The organism is Cytobacillus praedii (assembly GCF_001439605.1).
In the GTDB taxonomy this organism is placed as follows: Bacteria; Bacillota; Bacilli; order Bacillales; family Cytobacillaceae; genus Cytobacillus; species Cytobacillus praedii.
Genome location: NZ_LMBX01000002.1, coordinates 164,891 through 177,996, shown reverse-complemented (window position 1 = coordinate 177,996; position 13,106 = coordinate 164,891). Strand labels below are relative to the sequence as shown.

The 13,106-nt window shown below is 38.5% G+C and carries 9 protein-coding genes; all 9 read left to right on the top strand.

Annotated elements, in window-relative coordinates; all coding sequences use genetic code 11:
• Positions 1–13 precede the first annotated feature (13 nt).
• The 9 genes from ASU02_RS02810 (at position 14) to ebgA (ending at position 12,951) form a co-directional block, all read left to right on the top strand.
• The gene (locus ASU02_RS02810; protein ID WP_057761106.1) at positions 14–835 is read left to right on the top strand and encodes a carbohydrate ABC transporter permease; all 822 of its coding nucleotides are present in this window, start codon (positions 14–16) and stop codon (positions 833–835) included.
• Positions 836–886: 51 nt separating this feature from the next.
• A complete protein-coding gene (locus ASU02_RS02805; RefSeq protein ID WP_057760763.1) occupies positions 887–2,599 on the top strand; it encodes an amylo-alpha-1,6-glucosidase in 1,713 nt (570 codons plus the stop codon).
• A 277-nt stretch (positions 2,600–2,876) separates the two neighbouring features.
• A complete protein-coding gene (locus tag ASU02_RS02800) occupies positions 2,877–3,653 on the top strand; it encodes an SDR family NAD(P)-dependent oxidoreductase (RefSeq protein WP_057760761.1) in 777 nt (258 codons plus the stop codon).
• Positions 3,654–3,707: 54 nt separating this feature from the next.
• Positions 3,708–5,096: an aminomethyl-transferring glycine dehydrogenase subunit GcvPA gene (gcvPA, locus tag ASU02_RS02795; RefSeq protein ID WP_057760759.1), complete on the top strand. Its 1,389-nt coding sequence runs from the start codon at positions 3,708–3,710 to the stop codon at positions 5,094–5,096.
• 16 nt (positions 5,097–5,112) lie between these two features.
• Positions 5,113–6,687, top strand: coding sequence for an aminomethyl-transferring glycine dehydrogenase subunit GcvPB (gcvPB, locus tag ASU02_RS02790; RefSeq protein WP_057760757.1), 1,575 nt, complete (start codon positions 5,113–5,115; stop codon positions 6,685–6,687).
• Between the two features lie 57 nt (positions 6,688–6,744).
• Positions 6,745–8,040, top strand: a complete 1,296-nt coding sequence (locus ASU02_RS02785; protein ID WP_057760755.1) for an ABC transporter substrate-binding protein — start codon at positions 6,745–6,747, stop codon at positions 8,038–8,040.
• An 84-nt stretch (positions 8,041–8,124) separates the two neighbouring features.
• Positions 8,125–9,048, top strand: coding sequence for a carbohydrate ABC transporter permease (locus tag ASU02_RS02780; RefSeq protein WP_232426136.1), 924 nt, complete (start codon positions 8,125–8,127; stop codon positions 9,046–9,048).
• Positions 9,045–9,875 carry a carbohydrate ABC transporter permease gene (locus ASU02_RS02775; protein ID WP_057760753.1) on the top strand — a complete coding sequence of 277 codons (831 nt, stop codon included), beginning with the start codon at positions 9,045–9,047 and terminating at the stop codon, positions 9,873–9,875. The genes ASU02_RS02780 and ASU02_RS02775 overlap by 4 nt, the downstream gene beginning before the upstream one ends.
• A 19-nt stretch (positions 9,876–9,894) precedes the next feature.
• The gene (gene ebgA / locus ASU02_RS02770) at positions 9,895–12,951 is read left to right on the top strand and encodes a beta-galactosidase subunit alpha (protein WP_057760751.1); all 3,057 of its coding nucleotides are present in this window, start codon (positions 9,895–9,897) and stop codon (positions 12,949–12,951) included.
• Positions 12,952–13,106 lie beyond the last annotated feature (155 nt).

Genomic DNA, 13,106 nt, shown 5'->3' with positions numbered 1-13,106 from the left:
ACTCGGAGTGAAAATGCAAAAAGGATTACATAAATTCTTTGTGTATACCTTATTAATTTTATTATCAATGTTATTTCTGGCCCCATTTATTTGGATGGTTACAACGGCACTTAAGGCTCCGGATGAGCTTTACCAATATCCACCGAAGCTATTGCCATCTACTTGGCACTTTGAAAACTTTTTAAATGCGTGGAATAGTCAGCCCTTCAATCTATATTTAGTCAATAGTTTGATTGTGACAGTACTTACGACAATCGGACAAATTATTTCCTCAACCCTTGTTGCTTATGGATTTGCCCGTTTTAAATTTAAAGGACGAGATTTTCTCTTTATTATCCTTTTGGCAACGATGATGATTCCATGGGATGTAACCATGATTCCACAATATATGGCATTCAATATGTTTGGATGGATTAATTCGCTGAAGGCGTTAATCATTCCATCGTGGTTCGGTTCAGCCTTTTATATCTTCTTGTTACGTCAATTTATTATGTCAATTCCGAAAGAATTAGATGAAGCTGCGAGAATGGATGGGGCGAATGTGTTCCAAATCTATTACAAAATCTATCTGCCTTTAGTATGGCCAGTCATTGTTTTAATTGCAGTATTTAATATATTAGGAACCTGGAATGATTACTTAGGTCCATTAATTTTCTTGAATGACCAAAGTAAATATACGTTAACACTTGGATTAGCGCAATTTAAAGGGGTTCATGATGTAGATACGAATGGGATTATGGCTGTAACGTTCTTGATTAGTATCGTGCCGCTCATTCTATTCTTCCTAGCACAAAAGAAAATTGTCGAAGGAGTACAGTCAACTAGTTTGAAATAAACATGGATGAATGGAGGTTCATCCATTTTGTATCCAGGGAGGTAGAAATAGATGAAAGTAGAACATATGACAATACCGTTTAGCCGATTTGGCTCCTTTTTGGTCATTTCCCCTGTATTTAGACGGGACAGTGATCAGAAATCATTATACATTCGCCATATTCGAGGTGGAGATGAGAAAAATGGTGCCATTTTTAAAATAGATGTTGTTCGCGGTAACGAAGTGATTGATTATGAAGCAGAAATGGAGCCGCATGTATTAAAGCTGATTGCAATGGATGGCAGCGGTGATATTGTAGAATGCTGCTTTAGCTCAGATTCATCCATTCGTATAAGAGGACATCGGATAGGTTTAAAACTTACAGCCCTTACAGGTGCCTATGATTATGCATTACCTTTTCCTGATCAGACTTGGGAGATTAATAGCTTTGTTCAAGAACGCCGCTTTCGAATTATTCCGTTAGAAGGTTCTGTACAAGTTGATGCTCCTTTTAAAGTAGATAAAAGCAAGCATATTATTGTACGTTGTCATCCAGATTCCACTAGTCAAATATTTGACTTTGCTATTTCTGAATATCAGCTTGTTTTTGAACAAGAGAAAAGTCTCGAAATGAGCTTTTCGGAAAATGCCTTACGGGTAGCTAACGAATATAAACAATGGCAGGAGAATTCATTGAACGTGCCTGCCATTTTTCAAAAGGGACATGACATGGCATCATACATAACATGGTCAAGCGTTGTGAAGCCAGATGGATTATTAACTAGACCAGCTATGTACATGTCGAAAAATTGGATGACCAATATTTGGAGCTGGGACCACTGTTTTAATGCAATGGCATTAATCGAAAAACAACCAGTGCTTGCATGGGATCAATTTTGTATTTTCTTTGATCAGCAAGATGAGTCTGGGGCATTACCGGATTTTTTAAATAATCAATGGGCATTATGGAATTGCTGTAAACCACCTATCCATGGCTGGACCTTGAAATGGATGATGGACCGTTCTGATTTCATTGATGATAAAAAATTAAAAGAGGTTTATACCCCACTTGCTCGATGGACGAATTGGTGGTTTTTTCATCGGGATGATGATTTGGATGGAATTGCTCAATATAATCATGGGAATGATAGCGGCTGGGACAATAGCACGGTTTTTTCAAAAGGTATTCCAGTAGAAACACCTGATTTATCAGCATTCTTAATTATACAAATGGACGTCCTAGCGATGATAGCAGAGCGTCTCGAAAAAATGGAGGAAGCCCTTGAGTGGAAGCTCCGTGCTGATAAAACGTTCATGAAAATGATGGACCATTTCTGGACGGGAGAAGGATTCCGGGCATGTATATCCCACTCTCATGAACCGATTGAAACAGAGAGTCTTTTACTGTATATTCCTCTTATTTTAGGTGAGCGGCTGACAAATGAACAGAAGGAAATCTTAATAGATGGATTGGTAGATAGACATCATTTTTGTACGGAATATGGTTTTGCAACGGAGAGTGTTAAGAGTCCTTTTTATCGTGAAGATGGCTATTGGCGAGGGCCGATTTGGGCTCCGTCCACTATGCTGCTGATCGATGGGCTGCAGGCGTGTGGGAAAGAAGAATTAGCAAAAATAACGGCTGAAAAGTTTTGTAAAATGGCTAATCAATCTGGTATGGCAGAAAACTTTAATGCTCTTACTGGAAAAGGTCTTCGTGACCCGGCGTTTACTTGGACATCTAGTGTTTTTTTAATAGCTGGACATATGATTAATGGGGAATAGGGAATACAAAACTAAAAAATTGTTAATAACAAAGCTCATGCTTCGAAGGCATGGGCTATTCTCATGGTCTAAAAAGTATTTACGTTTTTTGGAGAATCTGTCGAAAAATATTTTTTAATTACTTGCTATTTACTAGGTTGAATATATTGAAAATTCCGAAATGTATTAGTAAAATATAATAGTAAAAGTTTTACTTAAAATATTACTAATCTTTTATTAAGCTTTTAAAAAAATGCACCGTATTTTTGAAAGGGATTTCATATCTAGGAGGGAAACAATGAGTGCTCAAGATTATTTCGGAATAAAAGACAAAGTATCTGTCGTTACTGGTGCCGCATCTGGAATTGGACTGGAAACAGCTGAGCTTCTAGCTGAAGTCGGGTCGAAAGTAATTATGCTGGATATTAATGAAGAAAGTGGACAAAGGGCTGCTAATAATCTAGTTGAAAAGGATTATAAGGTAGAGTTCGTCCGTTGTGATGTGACAAGTAATAAGGATTGTATCGATGTTAAGGAGTATATTGAGATAAATTATGGACGTGTGGATGTTCTTTTTAATAATGCGGGAGTCATAAGGAGAAAATCAGTTGTCGATTTAGAGGAATCAGATTGGGATCTGGTGATTGATGTCTCTCTAAAAGGGGCATATCTCCTTTCAAAGCATTTAATTCCTTTAATGGAAACGAATGGCGGGAGCATTATTAATACTGGTTCTGGATGGGGGTTAAAAGGTGGAGACAAAGCAGCTGCCTATTGTGCTGCTAAAGCTGGAGTAGTGAATTTAACGAAGGCGATGGCGATTGACCATGGCCCGCAGAATATACGTGTAAACTGCATTTGCCCAGGGGATACGGATACGCCATTGCTTAGAAGTGAGGCAAAGCAGCTTAACCTTCAGGAAGACGCTTTCTTAGCTTCATCTGCAGTAGGGCGTCCATTAGAAAGAATTGGGACACCGAGAGATATTGCAAAAGGTGTGTTATTCCTGGCAAGTGATTTGTCAGCTTGGGTAACAGGAACCCACCTCACTGTTGATGGTGGCGGATTAGCATAGGTTGAATACTTCTATAGTATTTTAATTTTAAATGATTGTTGGGAGGCTATACGAATGACTCAAAAGGTACATCCTTATATACCAAATATGGTACCGAAAGTACAGGAAGAAATGTTAAAAGTGATCGGTGCCAAAAATATTATGGAGTTATATTCTTGCATACCAGATGAATTAAAGCTAAAAGAAAATATGAATATTCCACCTGCATTAACGGAATATGAGCTTAGACGTCATATCGAAGGCATACTTAACAAGAATACGAGTACAAAGGAATATCTTAATTTCCTTGGTGCAGGCTGCTGGCAGCATTTTATCCCAGCTGTTTGTGACGAAATCAATCAGCGTTCAGAATTTTTGACGGCATATGCCGGGGAGCCTTATGAGGACCATGGACGCTTTCATGCACTGTTTGAGTATCAAAGTTTAGTAGCCGAATTGGTAGATATGGATGTTGTTAATGTTCCAACTTTTGATTGGGGGCAAGCAGCCGCTACTTCTATTCGAATGGCTGCGAGAATCACTGGCAAAAAGAAAGTGCTTCTTACAAAGACAACAGCACCAGAGCGCAGAGATATCATAATCAATTATGGCACACCAGATTTACAATTTGAGTTTGTTCATTTTGATGTGAAAACGGGAGCCATGGACCTCAAGGATCTAAAAGCAAAATTAACGGAAGATGTTGCCGCCCTTTATTTTGAAAACCCATCCTATCTTGGATTCATTGAAGAACAGGGACCAGAAATTTCAAAGTTATTAAAGGGTAATCAGTCTTTAATGGTAGTAGGAGTTGATCCGATTTCATTAGGAGTAATGGCACCACCTAGTCATTATGGTGCTGATATCATCTGTGGAGATCTTCAGCCGCTAGGCATGCATATGAACTTCAGTGGAGGGCAGGCTGGTTTCATTGCTACTCGTGATGAAGTGAAGTTTGTTCAGGAGTTCCCATCAAGATTGTTTGGGATTGTTCCAACAGTGAAAGAGGGAGAGTACGGATTTGGAGATGTTTATTATGATCGGACATCATTTGCCTTAAGGGAAGAAGGAAAAGAATCTGTTGGTACACAAACAGCATTATGGGGAATTACGGCAGGTGTTTACTTAGCTCTCCTAGGACCGGATGGGATGTATGAAGTAGGCCAAGCCATTATGCAAAATAGCCAATATGCTGTTCAGCGATTAAATCAAATTCCTAATATAACTGGATCTTGTTTGAACTCGCCATTTTTTAAGGAGTTTGTCGTTGATTTTAATCATACAGGGCTTTCAGTTGAAGAATTGAATAAACGCCTGCTTGAAAAGAAGATTTTTGGTGGAAAAGACCTATCAAATGAATTTCCTGAGTTTGGCCAGTCAGCCTTGTATTGTGTAACAGAAGTTCATACGAAAGAGGATATTGATCATCTCGTTCAATCAATTAAAGAAGTGATAGAAAAATAGAAAGGAGCTGTAAAATATGCAAAGGATTACCCGTACAAACAAAACGCGTGATTTTCACCAAGCGAAATGGAATGAACCGATTATTTTTGAACTCCATCAGCCGGGGGAGAAAGGGGTAGAACTGCCTCCCGTTAATAAAGAAGTGGCATTAGCTGTTGGTGACGGAATTTCAGTTATTCCGGAAGCGATGCAGAGAAAAGGCAGACTAGGTCTCCCGGAGATTGGGCAGGCACGTGTACTTCGACATTATGTAAGACTTTCTCAAGAAACATTAGGCTCTGATTTTAACGTGGAAATTGGCCAGGGCACTTGTACGATGAAATACATCCCGAAAATTAATGAGCTGTTGATTCGTGATCCAAAGATGATGGAACTGCACCCATTGCAAAATGAAGAAACGGTTCAGGGAATGCTAGAAATATTCCATAAGCTTGATTTATGTATGCGGGAGATTTCAGGCATGGACTGTTTCTCCTTCCAGCCTGGCAGTGGAACACAAGCATTGTTTGCAATGGCTTCGATTGTACGAAAATATCATGAATCAAGGGGAGAAGGAGATCAGCGAAATGAAATTATCACAACCATTTTCTCTCATCCATCACAGGCAGCAACTGCAGCGGTTAAAGGATACAAAATAATTACTTTGCATCCGGATGAAGATGGTTTCCCTGATATAGATAAATTAAAGGCGGCTGTATCCGAGCGGACAGCAGGCTTTGTTGTAGCAAATCCAGAAGATACAGGAATTTTTAACCCAAGGATTAAGGAATTTACTGATATTGTTCATCAAGCAGGCGGGCTATGCTTTTATGATCAAGCAAATGCAAATGGATTATTAGGCATTACGAGAGCAAAAGAAGCAGGATTTGATATGTGTTTCTTTAATCTTCATAAAACCTTTGCAGCACCACATATGTGTGGAGGTCCAGCAACTGGAGCATTAGGTGTCATCGCCAAGTTAAAGGAATTCTTGCCTGCACCGATCGTCGAACATAGGGATGGCAAATATTCACTCCAATACGATTTAGAGCAATCCATTGGCAAGGTTCGCTCCTTTCATGGTGTCGCTCAAACGGTTTTGCGGGCATATGCCTGGATCCGTGCACTAGGAGCTGAAGGGCTGAAGGAAGTAGCAAAAATTGCTGTATTAAATAATAACTATATGTATCACAAAGTACTAGCTATTCGCGGAGCCAGTGCACCGTATGTAAAGGGGCATCGTTTAGAGCAGGTTCGTTATAGCTGGGAACAGATGACGAAAGAAACAGGTGTAACGACTGAGGATGTAACAAGAAGAATGACAGACTTTGGCCTGCATTACTGGACAAGTCACCATCCATATATTGTTAAGCAGCCTTTTACGTTAGAACCTACAGAATCCTATTCCAAGGAAGACTTGGATGAATATATTCATGCGCTTGAGCAAATTTCAAAGGAAGCATATGAAAATCCAGAAATTGTTAAATCAGCTCCGCATAATAGTACAATCCACAAAATGGATGAGCAAGATTTCCTTGACCATCCAGATAAATGGTGTATAACATGGCGGTCATACTTAAAAAAGACGGCAGTAGTTGAGGCAGCTAAGTAAGTTGGAGGATTTAATGGGATAACGATTATTTTTTTATAAAAAGGGGCAAGGTCCAATATGAAAAAGTATTTGTATGGTGTACTTATTTTGGTTCTGTTAATCTTACCTGCCTGTTCGAATAAATCCTCTGGAGATGAAATAAAAACGGGTGATGCCAAAAATCCAGCGGGTACGATTACCGTTTGGGGCTGGGATGTGGCAGCAGCAACACTTAAAGAATCAGTTGAAATCTTTCAAAAGAAATATCCAGATGTAGAAGTAAAGGTTGAGGACTTTGGCAGTGGGGATCTTTACGAAAAGTTAACAGTGGGTTTGGCGGCAAGGGGGTCAGGACTGCCCGATGTTGTCTTAATGGAGGATGAGCGCATTCCTGGATATACGCACCAATTCCCGCAAGGATTCTTGCCATTAAATAAGTTAGGATATGACAAGTATAAGGATTCGTTTAATCCTGCCAAAGTAGCAGCTGTTCAAGATAAAGATGGCAATATGATTGCTGCTCCTTGGGATATTGGGCCAGCTGGTGTGTTTTACCGTGTTGATTATTTTGAGAAGGCAAATGTAGATCCAGATGCTATTCAAACATGGGATGATTATATTGAAGCAGGCAAGAAAATAAAGGAAGCTACTGGAGCGCAGTTACTCCCAATTGATATCTCAAATTATGATGGTGTTTTCCAAATGATGATGCAGCAGCAAGGTCTATCCTATTTTGATGAGGATAATAAAATTACTTTACAATCTCCTGAAGCTACTCGCGCGATGAGTGTTATTAAAGAACTCTATGATGCGGACCTTGTCTTTAATAATAGCGGTTGGGACGGCATTGTTACAGCAACAGTAAATGGCACAGTTGCAACCATTCCTTATGGTGTTTGGTATACGGGAACGATTATGGACCAAGCACCAGATTTAAAAGGTAATTGGGATATGTTCTATCTTCCAAAATTTAAGGAGAGTGGCACTAGATATGCCAACGTAGGAGGGTCATCATTATTAATCCCGTCTACAACCAAAAACCAGTCAGCTGCATATGCCTTTGTTGAATTCTTTACAACGGATCAAGAATCGCAAATGTTAGGATTTGAAAAATACGGCCTTTTCCCTTCATTAAAAGATACGTATGTTTTGCCAGAGTTCACAGCAAACAGCGAATACTTTAATGGCAGTCCAATATTTAAGAGATTTGCTGAAATTGTTGAAGAAGTACCAAAAATTCATTTGAATGAAAATTATGCGAAGGCAAGTGAGATTACTAGTAATACTCAATCTTCCGTTTTATTAGAAGATAAACCAGTGGAAGATGCGTTAAAAGATGCGCAGAAACAATTAGAAAATGAAATGAAGAGGTAAGGATATGTAGAAATGAGGAGGTGTAATGACTTCCTCTTTTCTATATAACAAGATGTCTGTGGAAAAGTCAGGGGGGTGCCTTAAGTGGGAAAAGTAGAAATAAAAACAAATGCACCAATAAACTATCAATTGAAAACGAGAAAGAAATGGTTAACTCCTAAAAGGGCACCATATGTTTTTATTGCTCCAGCCATTATCTTAATGTTGATTTTTACCGTTTATCCAGTCCTATCATCTTTTATTCTAAGTTTCCAAGAAGTACGTGGCATAGAGAAAACATTTGTTGGTTTTTCTAATTATACCCGATTGTTTCAGGATCCTGTTTTTTATAAATCTCTTTTAAATACATTTCAGCTATTAATTATTCAAGTGCCAATTATGGTTTCACTTGCTTTACTTATAGCTGTAGGGCTCCACTCATCCATGGTGAAAGGGCGAACGCTATTTCGAATTGCCTTTTTTATGCCTGCTATTACAGCATTGATTGCTGCATCCATCGTATTTATGATTCTTCTAGATGAGCATTTCGGGCTAGTTAATTACTTTCTCTCTTTGTTTGGGATAGAGGGTATTAAGTGGCTGACGTCCCCATTCTGGGCGAAAGCTTCTGTCATCCTAGTCATGACATGGAGGTGGACAGGATACAATATGGTGATTTTTCTAGCAGGGCTGCAAAATATCCCTTCTGATTTATATGAAGCAGCCAGTATAGATGGAGCGGGTAAGGTCAAACAGTTTTTCTGGATTACAATTCCGCAATTAAAGCCGGTCTTCATTTTTACTGTAGTTATGTCAACGATTGGCACGCTGCAGTTATTTGATGAACCATTTATACTTACTGCTGGTGGGCCAAATAATGCAACCACGACAATTACTTTGTATTTATATGAAACTGGATTTAAGTATTTTGAGTTTGGCTATGCATCAGCTATTGCTTACGTCCTTGTTCTTATTACAGCAATCATTTCATGGATTCAGATGAAATTAGTAGGTGACGATGATAAATGATTACTTCAAATAATCTATTAGCTAAAATTGGAATATATAGCTTTTTAATTATAGGTGTGCTCCTTTCTATTGCTCCATTTTATTGGATGTTTGTCGGTTCTACTTTGCAATCAGGCGAAATTTTTCACCTTCCGCCAAAGCTTCTTCCAGGCACAAATTTAGCAGAAAATTTTCAGTCTCTAAGTGAATCAATTGGGATTACAAAAGTATTTTTTAATTCTATGTTCATTGCCCTTACTTATACCGTTGTTAGTACACTTATAAGTGCAATGGCTGGGTATGCTTTTGCTAAATTCCGTTTTAAGGGAGGGAATGGGCTCTTTTTCATCATTTTATGTTCATTAATGATACCTTCCCAAGTGACATTAATCCCGTTATTCGAAATGATGGTTTCATTTAACTGGCTTAATACATATCAAGCAATTATTTTACCAGGATTAGCTGCCCCTTTTGCGATCTTTCTAATGAAGCAAAATATGAAAGCTGTTCCTGATTCAATTATTGAAGCATCACGAGTGGAAGGAGCAGGGGAGTTCAGAATATTCTTCTCCATTATTTTGCCAATGACAAGGCCAGCGTTAGCTGCTGTAGCAATTTTTCAATTTATGGGTCAATGGAACAGCTTATTATGGCCGCTAATTACATTAAATTCAAAAGAAATGTTTACATTGCCTGTAGCTTTATCAAGTTTAATAGGGATGGCACGAATCGATTATGGCCAAGTCATGTTAGGCACAACATTAGCTACTATTCCAATAATTATCTTTTTCCTTTTATTGCAAAAGCATTTTATTTCAGGAATTCTTGGTGGTTCAGTTAAAGAATAACAATTAGGGAGTGTGAAAAATGAATCATGTAAAAAGATGGGAAGATATTCAGATTGATGAAATAAATAGAATGGATGCTCGTGCTCATTATTTAAGCTATCCTTCGCGCAAAGCGGCAGAAACGGGTGACCCAGCCAATACGCATTATTATCAATGTTTAAATGGAACATGGAAATTTGTGTATTTGGAGGCACCGGAATATTGGGAGGAAGGCTTTTATCTAGATGAATTAGATACAACAGAATGGGATGATTTGATTGTTCCAAGTAATTGGCAGCTTCAAGGATACGGAAAAATGCACTATTCAGATCTATGGTATAACTTCCCGATTAATCCTCCATTTGTCCCAACAGATAATCCAACAGGCATCTACCGGAGGGAATTTGAATGGAACCGGCAGGCAGATGGGGAGCAGATCATTCTTCGTTTTCACGGGGTAGATTCGGCATTTGAATTGTACATAAATGGTGTATTTTTGGGCTACAGCAAAGGAGCACGTATTCAAGCAGAGTTTGATATTACAGATAAGATTCGTCAAGGTAAGAACAACATCACTGTTCGTGTGTTTCAATGGTCTGATGGAACCTATTTAGAAGATCAAGATATGTGGTGGCTAAGTGGGATTTTTAGGGATGTAGAATTATATTCTCGTCCCATTGCAGGCTTATATGATCTGACAATCAATACATTATTCGACCAGAAATGGCAGGATGCAGAGCTGCATGTTTCGGTAAAATTAACAAATCAGTTAGGACAGAGAATTGAATATGAATTAATCGACCAAAATGGTGAATGCATTTTTCAACTAGAAGAGGATGCGAATCATCCCATTTGCCAAACCATTTCCTCTCCCTTAAAGTGGAGTGCAGAAACGCCAAACCTTTATCATTTATATATGACAGTAAAGGATAATGAAGGGAAAACAATTGAGGTCATTCATCAGCATATTGGTTTTCGTTCCATTGTTGTTTCAGGAGATACATTCCTTGTCAATGGGGTGGCGATTAAATTAAAGGGTGTGAATCGTCATGACTATAACCCAAAAAATGGAAGGGTTGTGTCAGAAGAAGAGATAGAGCGGGATATTATTATCATGAAGCAACATAATATTAATGCAATCCGCACGGCACACTATCCGAATTCCCCCTGCTTATATGATTTATGTGACCGGTACGGAATGTACGTCATTGATGAAGCAGATTTAGAATGTCACGGATTTGAACTAACAGGAAAGTATGATTGGATCAGCAATGATCCAAAATGGGAATTGGCATACGTATCTCGAATAGAGAGAATGATTGAACGAGATAAAAACCATCCTTGTATTATTATGTGGTCATTAGGAAATGAATCCTCTTTTGGCCACAACTTTAGGTCAATGGCTAAACGCGCGAAAGAAATGGACCCAACTCGACTAGTTCATTATGAAGGGGATAGAGAATGTGAAGTGACAGATGTATACAGTACGATGTATACATGGTTAGAGTCTCATGGAAATAGGCGTACGATGGATCAAATAATAGAAAATAGCAAAAAACCGCATATTCTATGTGAGTATGCACATGCAATGGGGAATGGCCCAGGGAATCTTAAAGAATATCAGGATTTATTTTATAAGTATGATAAACTTCAAGGTGGATTTATTTGGGAATGGTTTGATCATGGGATTGAAACGGTCTCTGAAGATGGAGAAGTGTATTATTGTTATGGAGGAGACTTTGGTGATGACCCAACGAACGGGAATTTTTGTATAGATGGATTAATTATGCCAGATAGTACACCATCACCTAGTTTACTAGAGTATAAAAAAGTCATTGAACCTGTGCAAACAGAGTGCATAGATCTTGAAATGGGTCGATTCAAACTTATCAATCGTTACGATTTTTTAGCACTGGATCAAATGGAATTAACTTTATCCTATTTCGAGGATGACAAACTTTTGGAATCCTCAACAATCGAACTGCCACGTATACAAGGGAGGGAAACAGCCGAGATTCAATTATCGCAAGTGCCGGATATAGGGAAGGTCCAGGGGGCAAAATATTTTCTTGTATTTTCCTATCGATTAAATCAAGATACTCCTTGGGCGAAAAAAGGCCATGAATTAGCAAATGCCTCCTTTATTCTATCTGAAACAGAGAAACAGCTAAAAGAATATGCAGATGGAGAACTTTACACAACAAAAAGCGGAGCATTTATGACAGTACATGGAAGTAAGTTTACAGTTACACTCGATTGTGTAAAAGGTTTGATAAAAGAAGTCACTCGAAATGGCAAGGTCCAGATTGAAAAAGGCCCGCAATTCAATTTCTGGCGCGCGCCAATCGATAATGACATGTATTTGTTAGATGATTACCGTACGAAATATTTCATGCATTTAGGTCATGAGAGAGTAAGAAATATTCAATATGACTTGAAGGATGGCGTATTTGAGTGGCAGACAGATACCTATTATGGCACGACAAATAGCTCCTGGTATTATCAACTTCATTACCAATACAAGATTTATCCAGATGGGGACATAGTATGTAATATTTCAGGGATCGCTTCAGGGATGAAAGAAAATGCCCCAGAAATGATTCCGCGATTAGGTGTTCAACTGCAATTGAATAAGGATTTCACTGATGTACAATGGCGCGGAAGAGGCCCTGGTGAAAGTTACGCAGATTCTAAACAGGCAAACCATATAGGTGTTTATCATAAAAATATTAAGGATTTGTTTGTGAATTATGTGAAACCGCAAGAAAATGGCAATCGCTCTGATTGTGATTGGGTAAGTATAGCTGATCAATCATCAAATGGAATAATTTTCACCACGAATGAAGCCTTTAACTTTCAAGCCTCACATTATGAGGTGCATGATCTTGAAAAGGCGAAGCATACGATTGATTTGAAACCAAGAGACTATGTAGTTCTACACCTCGACAGCCAGCAGAATGGACTTGGCAGTAATTCCTGTGGCCAGAATCAGCTTAAAAAGTATCGCTGTACATTTGAAGATTTTTCTCTGTCATTTAAAATTTCATTCTATTGCTGTGAAGAAACTTCAGCGGTTGAGCTTGGACGGATTGGGTAGAAAGGGAATAAGACATATAATGAATGGGGGCGGCGGAAACTCGTCGTCCTTCATATTCGTCTTGATTCTTAAATAAAAGTTGAGTGTTTGCGTTAATACTTTTAAAATATAGATTAGTTCAACAATTAAATCGTTTTTTAAAGTAGGAGTTTGAT